Raw genomic sequence first — 24,936 nt, forward strand, 5'->3', positions numbered from 1 at the left:
CCTCATTCGCTGTAACGCAGGACCCGGAAGGGCCGTGAGTTTTGCTCAATAGACAGTAGCACCGTGCTGTCAATCGCGGCGGAAATCCCCCCCTGAGCGATGGCGGTACTCTGGATGCTCAGGATAGGACCGGGGTCGCTGCCTTCGGCCCGCGCATAAGCCAGGCCCAGCGCCTGACGCAATGCCGGGCTTGCGAACGCCGGTTCCGGGCGCGCCAGCCCGCTCCACAATGTCAGCTCGGGGGCCAGTTCAGCGAACAGCGCGGCGCTCATTCCCGGCCAGCTACACAGCTCTTCAAGGGCACGGATCGGCTTGTCGATGCCGGTACGACGCTGTTCCAGCGTGGCGGCCAGTGCTTGCGCTTGCTCCCGGGTAGCGCCCAACTGCACCACCACACGCGCCAGGTCACTGCCCGAGGCGGTGTTCAGGTCCAGCTTGCCGCGCTCGCTGCGGACCCGGATCTGCAAGCGGGTACCGTCCAGGTCCAGCGCGTTGAGTCGGCCATCGGCGATCCAGCGACGGGCCGGGGATGGCTCTCGCAGGCCGCGCACCGCCAGCGCCATACCGCCTTCGGCGGCCCAGATCGCGCGGGTGTGCTCCCGCTGCCACAGGCTCAGTCGCAGTTCCTGACCCACCACCGTGAGCAAGCCGCCGAGCATCAGGCTGACCATCGCCAGCAGCCAGATCACCAGCAACAACGCGATGCCCTGTGGCCGACGCTTCATGGCGCCTCCAGGTTGCCGCTCAAATCCAGGCGAAGTGCGATCACCTGGGCCACCCAGGGCACCGGCCCGGCCGCATCGATGGCGATGCCGACCTGCTGCGGCAAACGTCGAGGCCATGGCCAGCGCTCGAGCCAGGCGGTGGATTTGCCATCTACCCCCAGGCCACGGTAGGTCAGGTGCAGGCTGCGAATATCGCGCAACAGCCACTGCGGCTCGCCCCATGCCTGCGCTGCGGGGGTCTCGAAGCGGATGCGCAATGCCTGCCCCCGGCCATCGTCGAGCACCTCCAGAATGTGCCACTCAATGCCGCCCCCGAGGTTGGCCGGCAGGGTCGCCGCAAAGCGCAGGCTTTGCGGCCCGCCGTCGAACACCCCCCGCGCATCGCCAGTCCCCTGCTGCAACGGCAGGATGCGCTGGACGGCCTGTCGCAGAAAATTCTGCGCGGCGCGCACTTCATCCAGGCGTTGCGCGTACCGTTCGGCGCTGGCCAGCGAGCGGCGACCCACCAGCAACGTATTGGCGACCAGACCCGACAACACGCCCAGAAGCACCAACACCACGAGGATCTCCAGCAATGTGAAGCCGTTCATGCGTCGGTTCATGGGCTCGTTTCACTCAGGTCGGCGCGCTGGGCGATCAGCGTCACCAGCTCCCATTGCGCCTTGCCCGGCCCGGAGAGGTTCAGCTGCAGGCGAAACACCGGCAGTTGCCCCGGTTCCGAGGGCAGCCGGGTCACCCTTTCAGCCCATTGGATACCGCCCGCCATTGCGCCGCTGCGAACGCCGACCTGCACCCGCAGCTCGCGCTGCTCGTCCAGCAAGGTGCGAGCGACCTGGCTCAAGCGGTCACTGTCACGCACTTGCACCAGGCTGCGGCGAGCCTGGCCGAACGCGGCCAACATGACCGTGACCACCAGCACCAGCAACGCCAGGGCAGCGAGGATTTCCAACAGGGTGAACCCGCCAGCGCGATGTTTCAGTGGGTGATGGCTGATCGAGCAATGCTTCATGGCGTGATCTGCCAGCGCACATTGCCGGTCAACCAGCCGACGTCGATACGCCAGCGCTGGCCGCCCCGCGCAACCGACAAGTGGCCTCCGCTGGAGCTGCCGTCCGGGTAGAACGCCAGGCCGCTACCGGCCTGTGCCGCAGTGGTCAGGTCCACTGCCATGCTCGCAGGCCAGAACCGCCGAGGCTGGTCGGGGGCCTGAAACCAGCGTTGGCGCATGTCAAAACGCAGCACCGCCGGGGCCTGGCTAAGCACCGCGTGGGTGCGCGTCTGGCGCAGCGCATAAACCATATCGCGCAGCGTCTGCCGTTCGCGGGCTGCCTGCAGGCCCTGACTGATGCCGATGCTCATCGCGACCATCGCCACGCCGATCAGGGCAATGACCACCAGCAACTCGATCAGCGTGAAGCCCCTGCGACTTCTCACCACCATTCACTCCCAATTGCCCAGGTCGGTGTTGTAGCCCTCGCCGCCCGGCTGACCGTCCTGGCCATAGAAGATCAAGTCGAAACTGCCGTGCTTGCCGGGGTACAGGTAACCAAAACTGTGCCCGAAGGGATCCTTCAGGTCCGACGGTTTGGCATAGGGGCCGTTCCAGCCTTTGACCCCGGCTGGTTTGCCGGTGAGCTGATCAAGGCTTCTGGGGGGCGACCCGACGTCAAGGCCGTAGCTTTCGATCTTCATCCCAAGGCTTGCCAGTTGCGCCTTGCCCGCGCCGTATTTGCCCTTGTCGACATTGCCGCCGACCTGGCGCACGACGATGGTGGCCACGATGCCCAACAGGACAATCACCGCCAGCATTTCCAGAAGAGTGAATGCGCGCTGGGTGCGACGGTTTGTGTGCCGATGATGCATGTGAGAACCCTCAGATGGAGTTGGTCAGGCTCATCAGCGGCAGCATGATGGCCAACATGATCACGCCAACCAGTGCGGCCATGATCAAGGTCAGGGAAGGCACCAGCGCGGCCAGCAAGCGGGCAATGCTGCGCTGGGCCTGCTGGTCGAAGACGTCCGCGACCTTGAGTAGCATCCGGTCAAGCTGCCCGGCTTGCTCGCCGACCTGAATCATCTGCAACGCCAGGGCCGGCAACAGCCGCTCGTCATCCAGCGCCGCGGCCAGCGAGCCGCCGTTGCGCACCTTGTCCATCGCCGCCTCCACCAACGTGCCGATCGCGACGTTGGCACACACCTGGCGGGCGATGGCCAGCGCTTCGAGCAGGCCCACGCCATTGCTCAACAAGGTACCCAAGGTGCGGGCAAAGCGTGCGGCCTCCAGACGCTGGATCAGCAGGCCAATGATCGGCAAGCCCAGCACCCGCCGATGCAGGCGCAATCGACGCGCCGGTTGCCGCCAGTAAGCGGGGATCAACACCAGCATCAGCAGCACCAGCGCCGGCAGCCACAACCAATGGTCGGCCAGGAACAGGCCGACACCGAGGATCAGTTCGGTGATCAGCGGTAGCGGGACGCCAAGGTCGTTGAAGATAGGGACGAACTGGGGCACGACATAGCCCATCAGCAGCAGCAACGCACCCAGAACACCGGCGATCAGAAACGCCGGGTAGATCAGCGCATTGATGACCTGGCCGCGAAGAATCTGCCGACGCTCCAGGTACTCGCCAAGCTGACGCAGCGTGTCCTGCAACGCGCCACTGGCCTCCCCGGCCCTGACCAGGCTCAGGTACAAGGCAGAGAACTGGCCGTCCTCCTGGGCCATCGCCGTGGACAGCGGGACTCCCCCTTTGACGCGCTCGCGAATCCGCTCGATCAGCGCCCGCGCACTCATCCCCTCACGCCCAGGCTGCTTGATCAGCACCGTCAACGCCTGCTCCAGCGGCTGACCGGCACCGAGCAGAATCGCCATCTGCTGAGTGAAATTGAGCAGCGGGTCCTGCCCCAGGCTGCTTGACCGCTGCCACGGCCAGCGTCGGTCCCGGCCGGCCTCGATGCGCATCACCAGCAGCCCGCGCTTGTGCAGCAACGCTGCGACCTGAGCAGGGTCAGCGGCCTCCAGGTCACCTTCGCGCGGAGTGCCGTTGGCTTCCATGGCGCGGTATCTGAAACGTGGCATCAATGGCTCCCGCCTACTGTCCGCCGGTCACGCGCAGCACTTCATCGAGACTGGTGACACCGGCCACCGCCTGGCGCAACCCTTCCTCATAAAGCGTGCTCAGGCCGCCCTTGCGCGCGGCACGTTCGAGCGCAGCTGCGTCGGCGTGGGCCATCAGCAAGGTGCGCAGTTCGTCAGTCATGACCAGCAACTCGGTGATTGCGCTACGGCCGCGATAGCCACCGTCGGGCGATCCGGGGCGTGGCCGATACAGCAGGATCGGGCGGCGTTCGGTGAAGCGCTGCAGACCGTGCTCGGCCACCAGCGCCGGCGGCGCTTCAAAGGCTTCGCGGTGCTCGGGCGCCAGCCGACGTACCAGACGCTGGGCGAGGATGCCGGTCACCGTCGAGGCGATCAGATAACTTTCCACCCCCATGTCCAGCAGACGGGTGATGCTGGCCGCCGCGCTGTTGGTGTGCAACGTGGACAGCACCAGATGGCCGGTCAGCGATGACTGAATGGCGATACGACAGGTCTCCAGATCGCGCATCTCGCCGATCATGATCACATCCGGGTCCTGACGCACGATGGAGCGCAGCGACGTGGCGAAGTCCAGGCCGATGGCAGGCTTGACCTGGATCTGGTTGATACCCTCGATCTGGTACTCCACCGGGTCCTCGACGGTGATGATCTTGCGCTCGGCGGTGTTGAGCTGGACCAGCGCGGTGTACAGCGTGGTGGTCTTGCCCGACCCGGTAGGCCCGGTCACCAGCACGATGCCATGGGGCAATGCCAGCAGGTCAAGCAGACGCTGCAGCCGCTCGGCGTCAAACCCCAGGCTCGGCAGATCGAACGCCACCGTCTGGCGGTCCAGCAGACGCATGACCACCGATTCGCCAAAACGGGTCGGCACGGTCGAGACCCTCAGATCCAGCTCGCGACCGTTGGCCCGCAGCATGACACGCCCGTCCTGGGGCAATCGGCGCTCGGCGATGTCCATGTGGGCCATGATCTTGATCCGCGAAATCACTGCCGCCGCCAGGTTCACCGGAGGCGATTCACCTTCTTGCAACACGCCGTCGATGCGATAGCGCACCTTGAACTGGTTTTCGAAGGGTTCGATATGAATGTCAGAGGCGCGAAGTTCCACGGCGCGATGCATCAGCAGGTTGACCAGGCGAATGACCGGGGCTTCCGAGGCGAGATCCTTGAGGTGCTCGATGTCATCGCCGTCCCCCGCTGTCTGTCCGTCCAGGTCCTGGATCAGACTGCCGATCGCCGAACGGCCCTGACCGTAGAAGCGTTCGATCAACGCCTCCACTTCTTCACAGGTTGCGACCACGGTATGCACCGCGACGCCACAGGCAAACGCCACGGCCCGCGCCGGGTAGGCATCGCCGGGGTTGGCCTGGGCCAGCTGCAGAGCCTGATCGCTCCAGCCCACCGGCGCCACATGATGGTGGCGCAGGAAACGCTCGCTTAATTCGGGCAAGGGTTCGAGCTGTGCCGGCAGGTTGTCGATATCCACCCGTGGCGCTGCCAGCAACGCGGCCCAGGCCCTGGCGAGCGCGCCTTCGGAGACAATCCCAAGCCGCGTCAGCAGCCGGGGCAAGGGTGTGTCGATGTCCGTTTCAGACAGGCGTCGCGCCCTTTCCAGCTCGACCGGTTTCAAGCCGCCGTGGGCCAGTAACCAATCGCACACCTGATGTGCATTGGCAGTGGCATGAGGGGTGGCAGGCATCAGCGCTTACGGCGCGGGTTTGGAGGTGGTCGTACTGGCAGGACGTTGTGCCTTTTGCGCCCCTGCTTTTTTATTCTGCTGGGCAGCCTGGGGGTTTTGGGTCTGCGTCATCACCTTAACATCGGGTGCGGCAGAGGTAATGCTTGCCGGTGGTGCATCGGCGGCAATCGAAGCGGCGGACAACAGCGTCACGCCAAGTGCAACAATGGATCCTGTTATGAAGTTCATTTTTCAATCCTCCAATCGTTAGCCAGACAAGTAGTTTGTTGGAGTAAGCGGCAACGCCTAACTTGCATGGAGAGATTGAAGCTAGTCCCACTCGCAACAAAGCGCAACCTGCACCGGCCTTAGAGACGAATCGTCTGTTGACCTTAAGGGTAAGATTAATTCGCGATAAACAATCGCTAAAAACCGATTGACTTGAATAGCAACAGAGTCGTCTTATTCATCCTCCTTGAATTAAAAACAAGGAACTTAATATCAATAAGACATGACGCCTGGATGTACGCCGTACTGCCAGCCCGCGCCTCCCCAAAACAACTTGGGCGAGCGAGTTTATTCTCAGGGGTCCGCTGCGGTCACTGCATAAGTTACTTCGCCGGGTGGCGTGCCAACTTTGGCAAGCGCTTGCTACAGCACCGAAGTGGCGGAACTTACTATGGAAAACTACCGTGCTCTTTCCTACCCCAGAATGATATCGCTACTGGCCCTGGCCATTGCTCAAGCCTTCACCCCGACGGTGATTGCCGCGATGCGCAGTGATGCCGAGGCCGATCAGCTCGCCCAGCAGACGGTCAGCCAGATGACCCTACTCGAAAAGCTTGATTACATCGGCGGCACTGCCGATTGGGACATAAAACCGCTGCCGCGCTTCGGCATTCCGCAGATTCACGGCACCGATGGCGGCCTCGGCCTGCGCTATACCAGCCAAGGCAATGAGCAAGGCGTGGGATATCCCAGCGGACCCAGCCTGGCCGCCACCTTCAATCCTTACCGCGCCCTCGACTTCGGCCTGGCCCTGGGTTATGACACTGCCAGCGGCGGTTATCACTACGTCACCGGCCCCGGCATGAACATGTACCGAATGCCGTTTGGCGGTCGCAACTTCGAGTATCTGTCCGGTGAGGATCCGTATCTGGGGGCCAGCCTGGCGCCAGCCGTGGTCAATGGCATCCAGGCCCGAGGCGTATGGGCCGATGCCAAGCACTACGCCGCCAACGATCAGGAAACCAATCGATTCACCCTTAACGAAACCATTCGTGAAAGAGTATTGCGGGAAATCACCCTTCCGCCGTTTGAATCGGCGGTAAAGAACGGTTTAGTTGCACTCATGATGTGTTCGTTCCAAAAAGTAAACGGTGAATACGCTTGCGAAAACAGCCATCTGATCAAACAGATTCTAAAACGCGAGTGGAATTACCGTGGCATCATGCAAACCGATTACAACGCCATCATGAACGGTCTTAATGCGGCACAGGCTGGCACAGACCTGGACATGCTGGCGGGCAGCAAGATGAATGCGGCAACGTTAACGCCGGCCATCGAAAGTGGTCAATTGAAGGTAGCGACTATCGACGATAAAGTGCGTCGGATTTTGCGTGAGATTTACCGCTTCGGCTTTGATACTTATGTGCCACCCGCCACTCACGACACCAATAGTGCAGGCAGTAACATTGCCGCTTTAAGCGTTGCGCGTGAAGGCATCGTACTGCTGAAAAACCAGAATCATCTGCTGCCGCTCAATCGCAACTCGATCAAAAAAGTCGCGGTCATCGGGGTATTGGGTAAATACGCGCCACCAACGGGTTTTGGCAGCGCTTACATATCGCCAACGCACTATATCAGCGAGGTCAGCGGCCTGCGTCAGGTGGCATCGGCTACCCAGGTGGACTTCCTCGACGGTTTGTCGCTGGACCCGGCGGCAGGCGTCTGGCTGCACACCGACACCTCAGGCGCGCCCACAGCCGGAATGACGGCAGAGTATTTCACCAATCCGACGTTCACAGGCTCGCCGGCAACCACGCGGACCGAGACCCGGGTCAACCTGGACTGGGATGCGGACAGCAATCTGCCCACCAACGGCGACACCGCCAATACCTCGATCCGCTGGACCGGCAGCGTGACCCCGACGGTCACCGGCGATCATGTGTTCAAGGTGCGGGCAGACGGTGCGATCCGCCTGACAGTCAATGGCACCGAGCTGATCAATAACGGTGAAGGCAACCCTCTGCCGAACAACGCCATTCCGCCCACCATTCCGGTCTACGCCAAAATCAGCCTGCAAGCGGGCCAGTCCTACGACGTGAAGCTTGAGTACTCGCGCCGGCCAGGTTACATCGCCGCCCTGGGCGGTTACACCGGGGTGCAGATGAGCTGGGCGTCCTTGACCGCCCCGCCGGAGCTTGCCGGTTACGACGCAGTGGTGGTTGCAGTTGGCAACAGCGCCGAGTATGAGGGCGAAGGGTGGGACCACATGTGGGAGCTGCCCGAGTTCCAGGGGCAGCTGGTGCAGAGCGTGGCCCAGGCCAACCCCAAGACCATCGTCGTCGTGCACGGCGGCACGGGGCTGAAGATGAACGACTGGGTCGATCAGGTCGGTGGCCTGGTCTACGCCTTCTACCCTGGTCAGAATGGCGGTCAGGCACTGGCCGAAATTCTTTTCGGGCGGGCCAATCCTTCGGCCAAATTGCCGATCAGCCTGGAGCGTAACCTGCAGGACAACCCGGTGTATTCGACCTTTCCGCAATTCGATAATCTGGGCACCATCACCGAAACCAGTTATGCCAACGATCTGTTCCTGGGGTATCGCGGTTATGACCGCAAATCCACCAAAGCCCTCTATCCGTTCGGGTTCGGGCTTTCCTACACCACGTTCTCCTACTCCAACCTGCGCGTGACCCCGGCCGTGGTTGCCGGCAGTGCGCCGGTCAGGGTGTCGTTTGATGTAACCAACACCGGGCAACGCGCCGGGGCGGAGATCTCGCAGCTCTACGTCGGACCGCGCAATGCTCCGGTCAGCCGTCCGATCAAGGAGCTCAAGGGCTATAGCAAAGTGATGCTGCAACCGGGCCAGACCCGCCACATCACCCTTGAACTGAACGGCCGCGCGCTGGCGTACTACGAACCCAGGGACCAGGCCTGGGTAGTGGATAACGACGTGTTTACCGTCTCGATTGGCGCCTCGTCGCAAGACATCCGCCTGACCGCGCAACTGGTCAGCCCGTTCCGCCAGGAGCTGCCCATCACCGCGAGCAACCCGTTGTCGGCCACTGCGCTCAAGCCTACAGTGGTCACTGACATGATGCCCCCCACCGGGTTCCTGTATGACCAGGAAGTCAACACGCCCAAACCTGCCGACGGAGATGGCGCCTACTGAGGCACGGACCCTCGACCGGGGCGACGCCCCGGCCGAGGTTCGGTTCTCCAACCACCGCAGCTGACGGCTGCCTACCGATCAATAGGCGGCAGCGGGCGCCACCTGAACCGCAGCCCGAGTGGCCGAGGCCAGCGGATTGCTGGTGTTGGTGGGCAACTCCTCACGATACAGCGCCGTCAGGCTGGCCCTGAGCGGCAGGTCATCCGAAGCACCGCCGACCAACACCCGGTAGCGTCCGGCATCGACAATCCAGTTGAAGGTCGCAGGATCGAAATACGCAAAGGCTCGGCCATTGACGGTCATGCTGAGCTGACGCGATTCCCCCGGTTGCAGCAGTACCTTGGCAAACCCTTTCAATTCCTTGAGCGGCCGGGCCACGACCGGTGCGAGGGGCTGAATGTACAACTGCGCAGTCTCGTACCCGGCCATGTTGCCGGTATTGGTGAGGGTGAACGTCACGGTCGTGTCGTTACCGGGCACCATCACCGCTGGCGTGGTTTTCAGATCGCTGTATTGGAATGTGGTGTAGGACAGGCCATGACCGAAGGCGAACAGCGGCCGTTTCTGCGCTTTGTCATAACCTCGATAACCCATGAAGATGTCCTCCGAATAGGTCATGTCTGCCAACGCATTGGCGCCCTGGTACGGCCGTGGGTCCGGGTAGCTGGGGTAGCTGGGGTTGTTGACGATGTCGCGGTCCCAGGTCACCGGCAATTTGCCCGAAGGGCTGTTATCGCCAAAGATGATCTGTGCCAGCGCCGTACCGGCGAACGCCCCTGGATACCAGGCATGCAACAGGCCCTTGACGTTGTTGACCCAGGCCGAGACATCCAGCGTGCCGCCAGCATGCAGCACCACCACCGTCCTGGGGTTGGCCGCGATGACGTTGCTGATCATTTCGTCCTGATACTCGGGCAGGCCGAATCCGTGATCGGAGGCTTCGCCTTCATACTCGTTGTTGATGCCGGCGACGATCACCACCGCATCGTACTGAGCAAGGTTCTCGGGTGCTGCCAATGCCGCCCAGCTCATTTGCACCCCCCATAGACCGCCCTGCGCCGGGATGTAAAAACTCGATACCCGGCTGTATTCCAGTTGCACGTCGTACAGCTGTCCGGCTTGCAGCACCACGGTACGCCCCGACTGCGCGATCGGATCGGCCAGGTCGGTGGACAGCGGCGTGCCGTCGAAATCGACGATCTGGCGGTTGTTGACCCACAACTTGAGCGAGCCATCGCCGCGTACCTTGAATACATGACGCCCGGTCACGGTCGGGCGAATCTTGCCCACGAAGCGCGCGGAGAAGCTGCCCTGGGTGGTCGAAAAACCGGCCACTGTGGTGGTGCCCTGCGCGGTGCTGTTGGTTGAGGACAGGAACTCCCAGTTCACCCCGGGTTCGATCCTGCTCACCGCTGGAGCACCCGACAGATCCGCGTTATTGAAATACTCCGCGCGCAAGCCCCTGACGTAGGCCTGCGGATTGCTCGAAGCCGGGTCTTGCGTGTACCACACTGCACGTGCGGGATTGAGCGAAAGGCTGCGCAGGAAGGTCACCGTGCCGCTGGTGGCGCGGCGGATCCCGGTCAACTCCGTGACGTTATTCGGCACCTCCGACCAGGCGGTGCCGAACGGCGAAGGCGGCGCCTGTTCAGCCATATTGCCAATCACTGCGATGTTTGAAGCCTTGTTCAGGGGCAGCAGCTTCGCCCCCGAGGCCACGGCTGCGTTTTTCAGCAGCACGATGCCCTCACGCGCCACCTGTAACGACGCCCGCAAACTGCGCGGGTCATCCTTGATCCCGGACGCGGCTGGCAGTCCCTGGTCGAAGCCATAACTGACCATCGCCCGCAAATTGCGCCGCACCTTGTCGTCGATGGTAGCCAGCGGCAATACACCGCTGTCGATGTAGGGCCGCAAGGTGGCTTCGTTCATTTTCAAGCCGCTGGGCATGTCCAGATCGGTGCCGGCCAGAGCAGCCTTCAGGCCATCATTGATGGAATTGAAATCGCTGAGCACAAAACCCTGGAAATTCCATTCACCCTTCAAGGCGTCGGCGATCAAGCGGTGGCTCTCGCACGCGTAGTCGCCGTTGATCTTGTTGAACCCACACATGATCGCCGCAGGGTTGGCGTTTTTCACCAGCGACTCAAAGCCAGGCAGGTAAAGTTCGCGCAGCGCCCGCTCGCTGACATGCACGTTGAGAAAATGCCGATTGGCCTCCTGTTCGTTGGCCAGGTAATGCTTGGCAGCGGTCCACACGCCCTGGGCCTGGATAGCATTAGTGACAACCGAGCCCATGACCGCGCCCAGATAAGGGTCTTCCCCGCTCAGGTGTTCGGCGCCGCGGCCGTTGAACGGCGTGCGGTACAGGTTAAGGCCCGGCGACAATACCTGTTGCCCACCGGCGGCCCGGGTATCGAACCCCAGGGCAAGGCCATACTGTCGGGCACGTTCGATATTCCAGGTGGAAGCCAGCGCAGACAATGCCGGGTATTGGGTGCCAAACATCGTCGACTCGACGTGAATCCCCATGGATGAGTCGTAACTGACCGTACCGGGCAGGCCGTATTTGGGCAGCGGGCGCATCATGTGGCCATCGTCGATATTGATATAGCTGAGTTTCTCCGACAGGGTCATTTGCGAGAGGATCGCCTGTACCTTTTGTTCGACTGCGGCGCCCTGCTGGGGCGGCGCCGCCCAGGCAGGGGTCAGACTGCCGATACCAATACCCACGACGGTGTTTCGTAGCGTTGCAAGCCAATTGAGCGACATGGACGTAACTCCATAGCGTTGGACGACATGCCCTGGCATCTGGCCAGGGACCGGGAATCCTCGTCCGGCTTCCGTGCTGTCGAATCCACTTCCTATCGGCAATGAGTCCCTCACTGTTAAGGGGCGAGTCCAATGAAGATGGCGCAGCATGCAGCGGCGTTCAGTGCGTTAAACGATAAGCAAGCGGCGCCCATATAGCGCTGCCAGCGGGTGGCGAACTGCCCCTCGCCAACTGTCAGCGGCGGATGTCCTGCCCAGGCTCAGGCCCGCTGCGGGCACGCGAAACAAACCCTCGCTCGATTAGTCGCTATGCTTGCTCAGCGGCAGCCTTGCCGCCGACGGGGTGAGCCCTTGAATCATCTTCTGATCGCAATCGCGTCCCTGGTATGCCTGTGCGCCAGTGCCTGGCTGGGCTGGTATGTGCGACAGCGCATCCCCGAACACCATCTGAGCGATGCCTCAGTCGGGGTGATCAAACTGGCGACGGGCTTGATCGCCACCATGGCCGCGCTGGTCCTGGGGTTGTTGATTTCCTCGGCCAAAGGCACCTTCGACAAGGCCAGCGCCGAACTGCTGGAAACCGCCGCGCAGGTCGTGCAGTTCGACCGTGTGCTGGCGCGCTACGGTGCCCAGACCCAACCCATTCGCCAGACCCTGATGCGCAACTATCTGGGGGTTGTCGAGGTGCTGGCGTCCCGGGACACGGTGCAGTTGGCCAGGCTCAACGACGATCAGGCGATCAACCGCTCGGAAGCGCTGCGGCGCCAGGTCGAACAGTTGCCGGCGCCGGACCCGGAGCATGTCGCACTGAAGACCCAGGCACTGGCGATCATGGATGAGGTGTTCGCCATGCGTGGCCTGCTGATGCTGCAAAGCACCAGTTCAATCCCCACCGCGCTGCTGGTGGCACTGCTCGCGTGGCTGTCGATCATCTTCGGCAGCTTCGGCCTGTTCACCCCGCGCAACACCACCGTGGTCATCGTCGTACTGATGTGCGCCCTGTCAACCTGCGGCTCGATCCTGCTGATTGAAGAACTGAACCGGCCGCTGGATGGCTTGATCGGCGTCTCCCTTGATCCCATGCGCGACACCCTGTCCCGATTGGGCCGGTAGGCGCAGGCGCTGAACTATTTATTCGCTATTGCGCCGTTTGTACCTACGCTCCTGTCGGGGAAACACAACACAAGAACGGTCGGGGGGCCTGTCTTCGGGTACTAACGCAGTACACAGGAGCCTCACATGAACCGGAATGCTTACTCCCGACTGTTTGCTGTTTCGACGCTGTTATCCGCCATCCTGCTGCCCGGCATCGCCCTGGCCGATAAACCGCCGCCCAACATCGTGGTGATCATGGGCGATGACGTTGGCTGGTCCAATATAGGGGTCTACAACCAGGGCATGATGGCCGGCAAAACGCCGAACCTGGACACCCTCGCCGCCGAAGGCATGCGGTTTACCGATTATTACGCCGAGGCCAGCTGTACCGCCGGGCGTGCCAACTTCATCACCGGCGAGTTGCCGATCCGCACTGGCATGACCACCGTCGGCCAGGCGGGATCACCCATCGGGATCCCGGCAGAAGCGGTGACCATCGCCACCGCGCTCAAGTCCATGGGCTATGCCACCGGCCAGTTCGGCAAGAATCACCTGGGCGACCTGAACCAGTTCCTGCCCACCGTGCACGGCTTCGATGAGTTCTTTGGCTACCTGTACCACCTGGACGCAATGGAAGACCCCGCGCACCCCAACTACCCCAAAGACCTGCTCGATACGGTGGGGCCGCGCAACATGGTGCACAGCTGGGCCACCGAGACGGACGATCAGACCGACATGCCGCGCTGGGGCAAGGTCGGCAAACAGAAAATCGAAGACGCCGGGACGCTCTACCCGGAGCGAATGAAAACCGTGGACGACGAGATCCGTGATAAAGCCTTCAGCTTTATCGACAAGGCCAAGCAGGACAACAAGCCTTTCTTCCTCTGGCTCAATCCCACTCGCATGCACATCGTGACCCACCTTTCCGACAAATATGAGGCCCTGCGCAACGCTGAAAATGGCTGGTCGGAGCAGGAAGCCGGGATGGCGCAGCTGGACGATATCGTCGGTGAGGTGATGGCAAAACTCAGAGCCGGCGGCATGGACGACAACACCATCGTGGTCTTCACCACTGACAACGGCGCGGAAAACTTCACCTGGCCCGATGGCGGCACCACCCCGTTTGCCATGGGCAAAGGGACTGTCATGGAAGGCGGGTTCAGGGCGCCGGCGATCATCCGCTGGCCTGGGCAAGTACCCGCCAATGCAGTGGCCAACGGCATCATCTCGGGCATGGACTGGTTTCCCACCTTCGTCGCTGCGGCGGGCAATCCGGACATTACCAATCAGCTGCTCAAGGGCAAACAACTGGGTGACCGAAGCTACAAGGTGCACCTGGATGGCTATGACCAGACGGCGATGATCACCGGCAAGGGCCCTTCGACCCGTCACGAGATCTTTTATTTCGGCGAAAGCTCGCTGGGGGCGATTCGCATCGATGACTTCAAGTATCGCTTCATCGATCAGCCTGGCGGCTGGCTAGGGGCGAAGGTGACCCTGGACATGCCCATTCTGACCAATCTGCGCCTGGATCCGTTCGAACGCGCCGGATGGCCGGAGAATCAGGCGGCCAGCGGTTCGCTGGAATATTTCGAGTGGTTCAAGTTCCAGTTCTGGCGCTTCGTGTTTGTCCAGCAGCAGGTGGTCAAGCTGGCCCAGACCGCCATCGAGTACCCACCCATGCAGAAAGGTGCGAGCTTCAACCTTGACGCGGTCAAGGCCCATATCGAAGCGGCCCGAGCGGCGATGAGCAAGTAGACCTGGCGACCGATCACCGGCGGCACACGCCTGCCGCCTCCGTTCTGGATGAACAGTCGCCAAGGTGAACCGATGGCCAAGCCAAGATACGCCCTGCCCGCTCTGACGCTGCTGGCGCTAAGCTGCCCGCACGCCCACGCTGGCGGGATCATGCTCTACGAAATCGGCACCGATAACGTCGGGCTTGCCAATGCCGGTGCTGCGGCCCGCGCCCAGGGCCCCTCCACCATCGCCAGTAATCCCGCGGGCCTGAGCTACTTGCACGGTACGCAAATAACCGGCGGATTGCAGGTCCTGTACGGCGACCTGTCGTTCAACCGCGACGCCGCGACCAACGTCTCCGGCAGTGGTAGCGGCAACGCGCTGGACCCTATCCCCGGCGGCAGCTTTTTCGTCAGCCATCAGCTTGATGATCACTGGAGCGTCGGCTTTGGCAGCTACGGTGACTTCGGCCTGGCGGCCAACTACGACAATGACTGGTACGCACGTTACTTCGCGCAGAACGCCAGCATTGCCGGCTTGTCGTTGGTGCCCAGCGTGGCGTATCGCTTCAATGATCAGTGGTCGGTGGGGCTTGGCGTCAAAGCCATGTACGGGATGCTGCAAACCCAGGCCGCCATCGACCGCTCGCCACTGGACCGCACCGATCGCGCCGACGGCCAGTTCAAATACCGGGACAACACCTGGGGCTACGGCTTCAACCTGGGGGTGATCTATGCGCCGCAACCCGGCACGCGCATCGGCCTGGCGTACACCAGCAAGGTCGATCTGGATTTCGAGGATCGACTTGACGTCAAGGGCTCCGGTCCCTTGACCGACCGGATCAATGGCCTGAACACCCAACTCGACACGCAAGTGCCGCAAACCGCGACCTTGAGCCTGTTTCAACAGATCGATCCGCAATGGGCGTTTCTGGCAACCCTCAACTGGCAGGACTGGTCGCAATTCGGCGACGTCGGGGTGCAGGTCGATACCGACATCTCGGGGGCCCGCTCGACCACCATCAACGCGCACTACAAGGACACCTACCAACTGGCCCTGGGTGCGCAGTATCAAGCCACGCCAAAACTGCTCTGGAACTTCGGTATTGCCTACGACAGCGCCGCGGTCTCGGACAGCAACCGCACCTTCAATGCGCCGATGAATGATTCCTGGCGCCTGGGGACCGGGGCCAGTTACGCGCTCGACAAGGACACCGATGTCAACCTCAGCTGGGCGCTGGTCTGGCTGGGAGACATGCCGGTCGATCAGACCAAGAACCTGTCAGGTGATCGCGCCTCCGGTCAGTTCGATAACGCCTGGATTCAAGCCTTGACCGCAAACATGACGTGGCGCTTTTGAAACCTTTGTCCAAGAAAAACACGCACACCAGGGAGCAAACATGATGAAACTGCCTTACCAAGTGATGATCGGCGCAGTACTGAGCGGCCTGCTGTTGAGCGGTTGCACCTCCAAAGTCACCGAGCGCGAGCAATATTCAGGGTTCTTGCCCAACTACAACAACTTGCAGGAGGTGACCACCCCCAGCGGCGAAAAGGCGATGCGTTGGGTGGTCCCCTCCTGGAATCCGAACGCCTATGACACGGTGGTATTCAACCGGCTGGAGCTGTATCCGGCGCCGCAGCCCAATGAGCGCGTCAATCGCCAGACCCTGGACCAGTTGCAGGACTACATGTCGCGCCGGGCCAATACGGCGCTGGGGCAGAAGTACCGGGTGACCACCAGCGCCGCATCGGCGCCGGCCGGGTCGAAAACGTTGATCCTTCGCGCGGCCATCACCGGGGTCAACGCGGCTAACCAGGGCATGAAATGGTACGAGGTGATCCCGGTCGCGGCGGTGGTGGGCGGTGTGTCGGCGGCCACCGGCCATCGGGACCAGGACACCGAACTGTTCATCGAGGCCGAGTTCATCGATGCGAGCAACAACCAGACGGTCGCCAAAGTGGTGCGCAAGGTGTTCGGCAGCACGCTGTCCAATGCCAGTCAGCGGATCACCGCTGATGACTTCAAGGCCGCCATCAACCAGCTGACCAGCGACCTGCAGGCATTCATCCGTGGCTGATTCGCTGGCGGCAGGTGCTCAGCCGCCTTGAGCGACTGGACGTCTGGCCGCCCGCTGGGAGGATCGCAGCGCTGAGCGATGCGCATGGGTTGAGTCAAACGCCTTGGCAGGCTGTCTACTCAACCACGGCGCTGCGCATCTTCGGGCGGTGCAACGATCCAGCCAAGAGGCCTCTATGCTTGGACGCAAAGAGACAGTGTCGCCATCCGACAGCCCGGCAGACGTGCTGTCGACCCTGGCAGGCAAGCCTGCGACTGCGTTTGGCCTGACCTTGAGTTTCATGATCCTGGTCAGCATGACGTTTCTCGCGGTCGAAGGCTGGCGCGCCTGGCGTGACTACCAGCAGGCGTTCGTATCGGCCCACGATTCAGTCTCCAACCTGGCGCGCGCCACCGCGCAGCATGCCGAGGATGCCATCCGCCAGGTGGACGTGCTGACGGCCGAGCTGCGCGAACGGGTGGAAGGTGACGGGCTGGCAAACATCGACGTGCCGCGTATTCACGCGTTGCTGGTGCAGCAGGCGCGGATCATGCCGCAGCTGCATGGCCTGTTCATCTACGGTGCGGATGGTCAGTGGGTGGTGACCGATAAATACGTCACTCCGGAAACCGCCAACAATGCTGATCGTGCTTACTTCAACTACCACCGCACTCACCCGGACAGGAACATCCTGATCAGCCAGGTGGTCAAGAGCCGATCCACCCGCGAGCTGATCATTCCCGTCTCCCGACGTCTGGACAATCCAGACGGATCCTTTGGCGGTGTATTGCTGGGCACCATCAAGGTCAGTTACTTCATTGACTATTACGGCGACTTCAAGATAGATGACAAAGGCGCCCTGGTGCTGGCGATGCGCAGCGGCGAAATACTGGTGCGCCGCCCCTTCGACAGCCAGGCGATCGGCCAGAGCCTGGCGCAGAGCGAGATCTTCACGCGCTACCTGCCGCAGTCGAACGAGGGCGTGGCCGAGGTCAAGGCAGTGGTCGACGACACCTTCCGTCTGTATGGCTACCGCGCGCTGAGCTCCTATCCCCTGGTCGTGGAGGCAGGGCTTTCGCGCGAATCTTTCGTCGGCCCGTGGCGACATGACCTGATCAAAACCGGCCTGGTGCTGCTGATGCTGATCGCCGGCCTCAGCGGCTTCGGTCTGATTGTGCTCAACCAGTTGCGCGCGCGCATCGCCATGGAACAAGAGATGCGCCGCGTGCATCAAACGGTGCGCGACATGGCGCTGACCGACAGCCTGACGGGCCTTGGCAATCGCAGGAAACTCGACGAGGCGTTAGCGCAGGAGATCAGCCGGGCCCAGCGACGCGGTTCGGCCTTGTCGGTGATCATGCTCGACGTCGATTACTTCAAGCGTTTCAACGACCGCTATGGCCATGGTGCCGGGGACGACTGTTTGAGCCAGGTGGCAGGGGCGATCGGCCAGACCCTGAAAAGGCCGACAGACCTTGCGGTGCGTTATGGCGGTGAGGAATTCACCGTGCTGCTGCCCGATACGGAGGCTGCCGGGGCGTGCCAGGTGGCCGAAGACCTGTTGATCGCCATCCGAAACCTCGCGCTGCCGCACGCTGATCATCCGAGTGGCATCGTCACGGCCAGCGCTGGGGTTACGACCCGTCACCCCGCATCGCAGACGTCCACGCCCGATAGCATGCTCAAAGCCGCGGATGCGTGTCTTTATGCGGCAAAGAAACAGGGTCGGGACCGCTGGTGTGCAGCGGCCGTTGAGCATCCAGCGCACCAGACCTAGATCAGCTGGACTTCAGAGAAACGAATGACCAGTTGGTCCTGGGCAAACCGCTGCTCAAGCAGCTGTTTGTAGGTTTGCCACCACGAACGTTCCACCTGCTCCGCCATGACCTCATAAATGATGAGGTCGTCCTGGCATTTGTTGCGCTCGGACGCCTCCCATACGCCTTGCGCTGGCGTGCGCGTAAACGCGGTCATCCCGCCGAATCGTGCCACCAGTTCCTGGCGTACGCTCACGAACAGCTCGCCAGGCTGGGCCTGGCCCTGGTTGTCGTTGACCGGCAGAAAAATCTCCACGAGATACATATTGCCTGCTCCTCTTCGGCGGGCCTGGAACCCGGGCTCGGTTGTCGACCGCCTAACCTGTGGGCTGGCGTCACTCCGCGCGCACGCCGCACCAGGCAATAGCACGTGCGTTCAATCCCCCGCCTACCACATGCCTATGCTGTCGGGCAATCCTGACCACAACCAGGCGGGTACAGGTTGCGGGTGGCTGCACAAACCGTAGCCGTCCAGACCCGGCTCGACAGCGCCGAACACGTCAGCGCAGACCCGCCTCTCCAGCAGGTCGGGCAACGCCTCATCGCACCCCCCACAACCAAACAATCGATTCCCCGGAAGGAACCTCGCATGAAGAAACATAGACTAGTCACTGCCATGGCGCTGGTCATGGCTGTCACCACATCAGCGTCGAGCATGGCCGATACCGGCAAGCCAACCATCGTGCTGGTGCATGGCGCCTTCGCCGGCTCCGACAGCTGGAACGGGGTGATCAAAGTCCTGGCGAAAGACGGTTACACGGTCATCGCGGCAGCCAACCCCTTGCGATCCCTCAAAGGCGATGCCGAATCGGTCACCGATTTGCTCAAAGGGGTGAGCAGTCCGGTGGTGCTGGTCGGTCATTCTTACGGTGGCCCGGTGATCAGTGAGGCGGCATACGGGCAGGCCAACGTCAAAGCGCTGGTGTATGTCTCGGCATTCGCTCCTCAAGCCGGTGAGAGTGCAGTGGCGCTGACGGGCAAGTTCCCGGGCGCGACGCTGGGTCCGACCCTTGCCAAGCCGGTCGAGCTGGCAGGCGGCGGTAAGGATCTGTATATCCAGCAGGACAAGTTCCACGATCAGTTCGCCGCCGACGTGCCAGAGGCGCAGGCGCGGTTGATGGCCGCCACCCAGCGACCGGTGACCGAAGGCGCGCTGAATGAGGCGGCCAGTGAGCCGGCGTGGAAAACCATTCCATCGTGGTGGATTTATGGTGACAAGGACAAGAACATCCCGCCGCAGGCGATGAAGTTCATGGCCGAGCGCGCCCAGTCCCGGCAGACCGTGGTGGTCAAGGGTGCTTCCCACGTGGTCATGGTTTCCCACCCCCAGGCCGTTGCGAAAATCATCGAAAGCGCCGCCACGGCACCGTAACGACCCCTGCGCGGCATCGCGGTCTCCAGCCCTTCTTCGCCAAAAGAGCGCCGCCTGGCGCTCCGGCTTCTCCCGTGTCGTTTTGCCTGGCGCGATCAGCTGTGCCCCGTTCGGTCAGCCTGATGGAACGTTCCTGGCCACTGCCTCTCTATCGGAAAATCAACGACAGGAGGCCGTCCCATGATTGACTCAGCAACAGGTATGAAGCCAGGTGAGCGATACGCGGTGGAGGGCCTGGAAAGCGTGCATCCATTCCACGGTTTTTTCCTCGACGGCAAATATTATCTTGGCCCTGAGTTGTTGACTGCAGTCGGATGGCTCGAGGGTCGGCAGTTTGTCTATGACGCACTTGATGGGCAGGGCGAACCGATATTTGCAGGGCGAATCGCCGGCGCTATCGATGACCTCACCTTGACCCTGGTGGACGGCGCGCAGCTGAAGCTGAGCCGGTTGGAGGTGCACATCGAAGGCGATCCGCCCGAGTCCGGCGACAGCGCCAACGAGGTGACCGAACAGGTCAGCGCTTCAGAGGCTGGCCCGTTGCGCGGCAAGCTGGTGGTGATCACCGGCGCCTCGAGCGGGATTGGCCGGGCCACCGCAAAGGCGTTTGCCTGCAAGGGTGCGCGCCTTGTGCTGGCCGCTCGTGATGAAGAGGCGCTGTTCGAGGTGCTGGATGAATGCACCGACTGCGGCACCGATGCCGTAGCGGTGACCACCGACGTGACCAGCAGCGAGCAGATGCGGGCTCTGGCGGCCCGCGCCGCCGAGTTTGGCAACGGCGCTATCGACATCTGGATCAACAACGCCGGGGTCGGTGCGGTGGGCAACTTCGAGGACACGCCGCTCGAAGCTCACGAACAAGTCATACAGACTGATCTGCTGGGTTACCTGCGCGGGGCGTATGTCTCGCTGCCGTACTTCAAGGCCCGGCAGCGCGGCATCCTGATCAACACGTTGTCGCTGGGAAGCTGGGTGGCCCAGCCGTATGCCGCCGCCTATTCGGCCAGCAAGTTTGGCCTGCGTGGTCTCACCGAGGCCTTGCGGGGTGAACTCACGGATTTTCCCGACATCCATGTGTGTGATATCTATCCAGCGGTGATGGACACCCCGGGGTTCCGCGACGGTGGCAATTACACCGGCCACGCCTTGAAACCACCACCGCCGGTCTATGACCCTCAAATGGTCGCCGATGCCATGGTTGCCTGTGCGATCAAGCCGCGGGCCAGCACCACGGTGGGCGCCGCGGCTCATGCTGCGCGGCTGGCTCACTTTCTGCTGCCCGGCTTCAACCAGCTCGCCGGTTGGCTGACTCGAAAGGGCATACGCCGCAGTCCGGCATCGGCCACCTCCTCCGGCAATCTGTTCTCGGCGCCGAGCGGGACGCGTCGGGTCGAGGGTGGCTGGCGTAACAAGCGGCATTCAACGTCGACCCTCATCGCCGTGACCGCAACCGCGCTGATCGGCGGCTGCGCCCTTGCGTTCTTTTGGCGCAAACGCAGGTAGCAGACCGCGCCAGCGGATGAGGCATCAGCCGCACCAGCACGGCTTGCCGGCGGTGGCGTCAGTTGCACCGCTGCCGCCGGCAAGCCGGACTGCTACAGCCGAAGACCGGAACACAGGAATCACGCGCAGGCTTGGGACCGTAAACATCATTCATCCCCTGACCGGAACCTTCCCTCTATGGATGCCCACGAACGCGAAATGCAGAACAGGCGTTACCCCATCGATGAGGACATTGCGCTTCAGCGGCGCATATGGCGATTTGAACGTGTGGGTTGGTATCTGATGATCACCGTGGTTGTCTTGACGCTGTGCGGTCTGTTTTCCCATGGCGTGTTTAGCGCAACCACCGTGACCAGTGCGCAGAAGGATCTGGTGGTCGAATACGAGCGTTTTCACCGCAACGGTGCCGTCAACACCATGGTGACCCAGAGCCATGGCGCACCGCGAACGCAACAGACGCTGATCATCGGCAGCGCGATGATGCAAGGTTTCAGCGTCGACTCCATGCAGCCTCAACCAATCAGTTCGGCCGGCAGCCGACAAGGCTTGCGGCTGACCTTGCCCACCGATGACCAGGGCGACAGCACGTTGTATCTGGCGTGGCGCAGCCAAGGGCCGGGGTTTTACAACAGCGATGTCGCCATCGAAGGCGGCGGGCGCGTGCCGGTGAGCCAATTCGTTTATCCATAGGTGGCAAATGGACGCAGTCTTGAGGGCGGCAGCGATTTATCTCGCGCTGATGGTGTTGTTCCGCATTTCCGGACGCCGATCACTGGGCGAGATGACGTCGTTTGATTTCGTCTTGCTGATGATCATCGGCGAAGCCACCCAGCAGGGCTTGCTGGGCGACGACTTCTCGATCACTAACGCGATACTGGTGATCATTACCCTGATCAGCATGGACATCGGATTTTCTCTGCTCAAGCGGCGCTCGAAAAAGATCGGCAAGCTGATCGATGGCGGCCCAACGATCATTGTCGAAAACGGCGTATATCTGCGACATCGCATGCATGAGGCCAGAGTCGAGGAAGACGACATCATGCAGGCGGCGCGGCTGGCGCAGGGCATCGAAACGGTGGATCAGATCAAGTTCGCGATCATCGAACGTAACGGCAAGATCTCCATCATCGGCCACTGACAGCCGGCCAACCCCTCGCACTCTGCAATCTCCTGTAGGAGCCGGCTTGCTGGCGAATGCGCCAGGGCCATCACGCGCAGGTCGACTGACAGCACGCCTTCGACAGCCAGCAGGCGGCTTCGGATTCGCATAGCGCCGAAGCTTGACGTCAGCGCGTACCGGTTGCTTGTGACCTCACCGGCGCAGATTCTCGAAGGCCCGGCCAGCGTCATCGGCGCCGCAGGTTTCAACGGCCGGCGCTGCGGGTGCCAACCACTCATGGGTCATTGCCAGGGGCATCGGTCGGGCGATCAGATAACCCTGGACCAGCGAGCAGCCCAATCCTCGCAAGACGTTCAACTCGCGTTCGGTCTCCACGCCCTCGCTGACACACTCCAGCTGCATGTCGGCACTGAGCGCCAGCAGCGACCTGACAATCTTGTAGCTGGCGGGATTGTCCTGGATGCCGCTGATGAAGGTACGGTCGATCTTCAGCTTGGTCAGCGTCAGGGCATGCAGCCGGTTGAGGCTCGAGTAGCCGGTACCGAAGTCGTCCAGCGAGACCCCGCAGCCCAACTCGCGGAAGGCGCAGATCGCCTGCTGCGCCTGTTCTATGTCCTGCATCACTGCGGTTTCGGTGATTTCGAAATCCAGCCGAGCGGCATCGAAACCGCTGCGCTTGAGAGCCGTAATGATGTTGTTTACCGCCTCCATCGATCCACAGTCATGCGCGGAAAGATTGAACGACAGGCGAACGTCATCCGGCCAGGAATCGGCAGCCGCCAGAGCCTTTTCGAGCAGTGGCAAGGTCAATCGGTTGATGTAGCCGATCCGCTCGGCCACGGGGATGAACTCCGCCGGTGAGATATGCCCAAGTTCGGGACTCGCCCAGCGGGCCAAGGCTTCGAACGCCACCGTACGTCCCGTCTGGATGTCAACGATGGGCTGATAGACCAGGCTGAATTCGTCGACCAGGTCAGCTTGACGCAGCGCCTGCTCGGTCTGCATGTCGCGCTTGAGATCCGTGTAATGGGCCATCGAAAACAGACTCAGCCCGCCGGGGCCGCCACGCTTGCAGTGGTACAAGGCGTAGTCTGCAAATTCGTAGGCCTCGGTGGAATCGCGGGCCATGTCCGGACAGATGACCAGCCCCACCGAGGCGCTGACAGTGACTTGAATATCGCCGATCACAAACGGCTCGCGAAGGACCCTGCCAATGCCCTGCCCCAGCGCCATCAAAGCCTCGTCCGAAGCCGGATGGCAGTGCAACAGGCCGAATTCGTCACCGCCCAAACGGGCCAGATGCAGATCACTGCCGGCGAACTGCATCAGGCGCTGGCCGACCTGAAACAGAAGCCTGTCGCCCACACTATGACCGTACAAATCGTTTACCGGTTTGAAGCCGTCGAGGTCGATGAGACCGACCGCGATGCGCTCGCGCTGCTCCCGGGCCTGAGCCAGTTCGCGCTCCAGCACTGCGAAAAACTGACGCCGGTTCGGCAGGCCGGTGAGGCTGTCTTCATTGGCCAGTCGCTGATTGTCCTCACTGAGCTTTTGCGTCTGCGCCTGCAGGTTCACCAACCGTGTGAAATCCCGGTAGTGGTCCTGCAATACAACAATCATCGCCACCGACACCAGCAAGACGTTGATCGCCATGGCCACGTAGGTGGCGTTTGCGGTGGAAAGAAAGAACGCCACGAAGGCGATGTTCACCACAGCCGTGGTGGTCAGAGCAGCCGAGCGCAGGTGCATCAGGCAAAAGATGCAGGCGATGACGGTGATCGCCATGTAGAACGCAACATGCGACCTGGTATAACCGTCACCGTAAGGAAACAGCGCCAACGCCCAGGCGGTGAAGCTCAGGCAGATGAAGAACGCCAGACGGTTGGTGCGGGTCAGCGTCCTGAAGATCAACTCAGGGGTTATCGGCGCATGCCGGGTGCGCCACCACATCAACCCGCGCGCACCACCGAGCAAGGTCAATGCCAGTGGCGTATCGATCACCATCCAGCGCGGCGCTACGTGGTAGTGGGTCGCCGCCAGCGCCAGGGTATTGATGATCAGGATGATGTACATGATCGGCAACTGCCGGGACAGCGCCATGTACTGAGCCTTCAGCAGGCGCGGATTGTCACGCTGCACCACAAGCAGCGAGCGCAGGCGTTGGATGAAGATTTTTTTCATGACCGGAACTCGTCGCGCATTTCCATAACCTCAGGCACCGCACCCGGCGCCTGAAGAGCGTTCATCAACGCTCCTTGAATCGGCAGCACCGGCGGTTTCTGAACGACCGTTCGTAGCTTCACGGCTCGCCGGGTTTCAGCCGCGGGTAAGGCATCGGCATCAACAAAGGATGTGCATCTGGCAGCGCGTCACAGTCCAATCGATATTGGAGTCAGCGCGAGGGGATCAACTTGAGCCAGGCGGAATGCCGTTCTTGTTGAAGTCTTTGAGTCGCTGTTTTTCCTGCTCGGTGGAGTGAGCGGGAACATCGTCTTTGGGCCGGTCTTGCTTGTCGTCACTCATGTTCGAGACTCCTGTGCCATGTACCTGCTTGGGCA

At 61.9% G+C, this 24,936-nt stretch carries 21 protein-coding genes; 10 read left to right on the plus strand and 11 right to left on the minus strand.

The window, feature by feature from the left end:
- Positions 1–2 precede the first annotated feature (2 nt).
- The 8 genes from ACI2KS_RS20000 to ACI2KS_RS20035 are packed head-to-tail and all read right to left on the minus strand — an operon-like array spanning position 3 to position 5,752.
- Positions 3–725, minus strand: a complete 723-nt coding sequence (locus ACI2KS_RS20000) for a general secretion pathway protein GspK (protein ID WP_404622725.1) — start codon at positions 723–725, stop codon at positions 3–5.
- Positions 722–1,327, minus strand: a complete 606-nt coding sequence (locus ACI2KS_RS20005; protein ID WP_404622726.1) for a prepilin-type N-terminal cleavage/methylation domain-containing protein — start codon at positions 1,325–1,327, stop codon at positions 722–724. Before ACI2KS_RS20005 ends, ACI2KS_RS20000 begins: the two co-directional genes overlap by 4 nt.
- On the minus strand, positions 1,324–1,734 hold the full coding sequence (locus tag ACI2KS_RS20010; protein ID WP_404622727.1) for a prepilin-type N-terminal cleavage/methylation domain-containing protein: 411 nt from the start codon (positions 1,732–1,734) through the stop codon (positions 1,324–1,326). Before ACI2KS_RS20010 ends, ACI2KS_RS20005 begins: the two co-directional genes overlap by 4 nt.
- Positions 1,731–2,165, minus strand: coding sequence for a Tfp pilus assembly protein FimT/FimU (locus ACI2KS_RS20015; protein ID WP_404622728.1), 435 nt, complete (start codon positions 2,163–2,165; stop codon positions 1,731–1,733). Before ACI2KS_RS20015 ends, ACI2KS_RS20010 begins: the two co-directional genes overlap by 4 nt.
- Positions 2,166–2,588: a type II secretion system major pseudopilin GspG gene (gspG, locus tag ACI2KS_RS20020; protein WP_404622729.1), complete on the minus strand. Its 423-nt coding sequence runs from the start codon at positions 2,586–2,588 to the stop codon at positions 2,166–2,168.
- Positions 2,589–2,598: 10 nt separating this feature from the next.
- On the minus strand, positions 2,599–3,804 hold the full coding sequence (locus ACI2KS_RS20025; protein WP_404622730.1) for a type II secretion system F family protein: 1,206 nt from the start codon (positions 3,802–3,804) through the stop codon (positions 2,599–2,601).
- Between the two features lie 13 nt (positions 3,805–3,817).
- Positions 3,818–5,524, minus strand: coding sequence for a type II secretion system ATPase GspE (gene gspE / locus ACI2KS_RS20030; RefSeq protein WP_404622731.1), 1,707 nt, complete (start codon positions 5,522–5,524; stop codon positions 3,818–3,820).
- Positions 5,525–5,530: 6 nt separating this feature from the next.
- A complete protein-coding gene (locus ACI2KS_RS20035; RefSeq protein WP_404622732.1) occupies positions 5,531–5,752 on the minus strand; it encodes a hypothetical protein in 222 nt (73 codons plus the stop codon).
- Positions 5,753–6,182: 430 nt separating this feature from the next.
- Between ACI2KS_RS20035 and ACI2KS_RS20040 the strand changes: the two genes are divergently transcribed.
- Positions 6,183–8,900, plus strand: coding sequence for a glycoside hydrolase family 3 protein (locus ACI2KS_RS20040; RefSeq protein ID WP_404622733.1), 2,718 nt, complete (start codon positions 6,183–6,185; stop codon positions 8,898–8,900).
- 78 nt (positions 8,901–8,978) lie between these two features.
- Here the strand turns inward: ACI2KS_RS20040 and ACI2KS_RS20045 are convergent, their stop codons facing one another.
- The gene (locus tag ACI2KS_RS20045) at positions 8,979–11,672 is read right to left on the minus strand and encodes a glycoside hydrolase family 3 C-terminal domain-containing protein (protein ID WP_404622734.1); all 2,694 of its coding nucleotides are present in this window, start codon (positions 11,670–11,672) and stop codon (positions 8,979–8,981) included.
- Between the two features lie 351 nt (positions 11,673–12,023).
- On the opposite strand from ACI2KS_RS20045, the gene ACI2KS_RS20050 reads away from it, so the two are divergent.
- From ACI2KS_RS20050 to ACI2KS_RS20070, 5 genes are all read left to right on the plus strand, one after another.
- Positions 12,024–12,785 carry a hypothetical protein gene (locus tag ACI2KS_RS20050; protein ID WP_404622736.1) on the plus strand — a complete coding sequence of 254 codons (762 nt, stop codon included), beginning with the start codon at positions 12,024–12,026 and terminating at the stop codon, positions 12,783–12,785.
- Between the two features lie 126 nt (positions 12,786–12,911).
- Positions 12,912–14,525: an arylsulfatase gene (locus tag ACI2KS_RS20055; protein ID WP_404622737.1), complete on the plus strand. Its 1,614-nt coding sequence runs from the start codon at positions 12,912–12,914 to the stop codon at positions 14,523–14,525.
- Between the two features lie 72 nt (positions 14,526–14,597).
- A complete protein-coding gene (locus tag ACI2KS_RS20060) occupies positions 14,598–15,866 on the plus strand; it encodes an OmpP1/FadL family transporter (protein WP_404622738.1) in 1,269 nt (422 codons plus the stop codon).
- A 43-nt stretch (positions 15,867–15,909) separates the two neighbouring features.
- On the plus strand, positions 15,910–16,587 hold the full coding sequence (locus ACI2KS_RS20065) for a DUF3313 domain-containing protein (protein ID WP_404622760.1): 678 nt from the start codon (positions 15,910–15,912) through the stop codon (positions 16,585–16,587).
- A 175-nt stretch (positions 16,588–16,762) separates the two neighbouring features.
- Positions 16,763–18,343 carry a diguanylate cyclase gene (locus tag ACI2KS_RS20070; RefSeq protein WP_404622739.1) on the plus strand — a complete coding sequence of 527 codons (1,581 nt, stop codon included), beginning with the start codon at positions 16,763–16,765 and terminating at the stop codon, positions 18,341–18,343.
- On the opposite strand, the gene ACI2KS_RS20075 is transcribed toward ACI2KS_RS20070, so the two are convergent.
- Positions 18,340–18,648 carry a hypothetical protein gene (locus ACI2KS_RS20075; RefSeq protein WP_404622740.1) on the minus strand — a complete coding sequence of 103 codons (309 nt, stop codon included), beginning with the start codon at positions 18,646–18,648 and terminating at the stop codon, positions 18,340–18,342. The genes ACI2KS_RS20070 and ACI2KS_RS20075 overlap by 4 nt on opposite strands.
- 324 nt (positions 18,649–18,972) lie before the next feature.
- Here ACI2KS_RS20075 and ACI2KS_RS20080 point away from each other — a divergent pair, with 324 nt between their 5' ends.
- The 4 genes from ACI2KS_RS20080 to ACI2KS_RS20095 all read left to right on the plus strand — a co-directional run bounded on the left by ACI2KS_RS20080 (position 18,973) and on the right by ACI2KS_RS20095 (position 22,396).
- Positions 18,973–19,755, plus strand: coding sequence for an alpha/beta fold hydrolase (locus tag ACI2KS_RS20080; RefSeq protein ID WP_404622741.1), 783 nt, complete (start codon positions 18,973–18,975; stop codon positions 19,753–19,755).
- Positions 19,756–19,935: 180 nt separating this feature from the next.
- Entirely contained in the window at positions 19,936–21,258 is a 1,323-nt protein-coding gene (locus ACI2KS_RS20085; protein WP_404622742.1) for an SDR family oxidoreductase, read from the plus strand.
- Between the two features lie 198 nt (positions 21,259–21,456).
- On the plus strand, positions 21,457–21,948 hold the full coding sequence (locus tag ACI2KS_RS20090) for a hypothetical protein (RefSeq protein WP_404622743.1): 492 nt from the start codon (positions 21,457–21,459) through the stop codon (positions 21,946–21,948).
- A gap of 7 nt (positions 21,949–21,955) precedes the next feature.
- The gene (locus ACI2KS_RS20095; protein ID WP_404622744.1) at positions 21,956–22,396 is read left to right on the plus strand and encodes a DUF421 domain-containing protein; all 441 of its coding nucleotides are present in this window, start codon (positions 21,956–21,958) and stop codon (positions 22,394–22,396) included.
- Between the two features lie 174 nt (positions 22,397–22,570).
- Here the strand turns inward: ACI2KS_RS20095 and ACI2KS_RS20100 are convergent, their stop codons facing one another.
- Entirely contained in the window at positions 22,571–24,559 is a 1,989-nt protein-coding gene (locus ACI2KS_RS20100) for a putative bifunctional diguanylate cyclase/phosphodiesterase (RefSeq protein WP_404622745.1), read from the minus strand.
- Positions 24,560–24,936 lie beyond the last annotated feature (377 nt).

Source organism: Pseudomonas sp. NPDC087358 (assembly GCF_044900785.1).
Classification (GTDB): domain Bacteria; phylum Pseudomonadota; class Gammaproteobacteria; order Pseudomonadales; family Pseudomonadaceae; genus Aquipseudomonas.

Bases quoted from the DNA above. Each gene is read 5' to 3' on its own strand.
- ACI2KS_RS20000 (WP_404622725.1), bottom strand. From the start codon at position 725: ATGAAGCGTCGGCCACAGGGCATCGCGTTGTTGCTGGTGATCTGGCTG.
- ACI2KS_RS20005 (WP_404622726.1), bottom strand. From the start codon at position 1,327: ATGAACCGACGCATGAACGGCTTCACATTGCTGGAGATCCTCGTGGTG.
- ACI2KS_RS20010 (WP_404622727.1), bottom strand. From the start codon at position 1,734: ATGAAGCATTGCTCGATCAGCCATCACCCACTGAAACATCGCGCTGGC.
- ACI2KS_RS20015 (WP_404622728.1), bottom strand. From the start codon at position 2,165: ATGGTGGTGAGAAGTCGCAGGGGCTTCACGCTGATCGAGTTGCTGGTG.
- gspG (WP_404622729.1), bottom strand. From the start codon at position 2,588: ATGCATCATCGGCACACAAACCGTCGCACCCAGCGCGCATTCACTCTT.
- ACI2KS_RS20025 (WP_404622730.1), bottom strand. From the start codon at position 3,804: ATGCCACGTTTCAGATACCGCGCCATGGAAGCCAACGGCACTCCGCGC.
- gspE (WP_404622731.1), bottom strand. From the start codon at position 5,524: ATGCCTGCCACCCCTCATGCCACTGCCAATGCACATCAGGTGTGCGAT.
- ACI2KS_RS20035 (WP_404622732.1), bottom strand. From the start codon at position 5,752: ATGAACTTCATAACAGGATCCATTGTTGCACTTGGCGTGACGCTGTTG.
- ACI2KS_RS20040 (WP_404622733.1), top strand. From the start codon at position 6,183: ATGGAAAACTACCGTGCTCTTTCCTACCCCAGAATGATATCGCTACTG.
- ACI2KS_RS20045 (WP_404622734.1), bottom strand. From the start codon at position 11,672: ATGTCGCTCAATTGGCTTGCAACGCTACGAAACACCGTCGTGGGTATT.
- ACI2KS_RS20055 (WP_404622737.1), top strand. From the start codon at position 12,912: ATGAACCGGAATGCTTACTCCCGACTGTTTGCTGTTTCGACGCTGTTA.
- ACI2KS_RS20060 (WP_404622738.1), top strand. From the start codon at position 14,598: ATGGCCAAGCCAAGATACGCCCTGCCCGCTCTGACGCTGCTGGCGCTA.
- ACI2KS_RS20065 (WP_404622760.1), top strand. From the start codon at position 15,910: ATGAAACTGCCTTACCAAGTGATGATCGGCGCAGTACTGAGCGGCCTG.
- ACI2KS_RS20070 (WP_404622739.1), top strand. From the start codon at position 16,763: ATGCTTGGACGCAAAGAGACAGTGTCGCCATCCGACAGCCCGGCAGAC.
- ACI2KS_RS20075 (WP_404622740.1), bottom strand. From the start codon at position 18,648: ATGTATCTCGTGGAGATTTTTCTGCCGGTCAACGACAACCAGGGCCAG.
- ACI2KS_RS20080 (WP_404622741.1), top strand. From the start codon at position 18,973: ATGAAGAAACATAGACTAGTCACTGCCATGGCGCTGGTCATGGCTGTC.
- ACI2KS_RS20085 (WP_404622742.1), top strand. From the start codon at position 19,936: ATGATTGACTCAGCAACAGGTATGAAGCCAGGTGAGCGATACGCGGTG.
- ACI2KS_RS20090 (WP_404622743.1), top strand. From the start codon at position 21,457: ATGCAGAACAGGCGTTACCCCATCGATGAGGACATTGCGCTTCAGCGG.
- ACI2KS_RS20095 (WP_404622744.1), top strand. From the start codon at position 21,956: ATGGACGCAGTCTTGAGGGCGGCAGCGATTTATCTCGCGCTGATGGTG.
- ACI2KS_RS20100 (WP_404622745.1), bottom strand. From the start codon at position 24,559: ATGAAAAAAATCTTCATCCAACGCCTGCGCTCGCTGCTTGTGGTGCAG.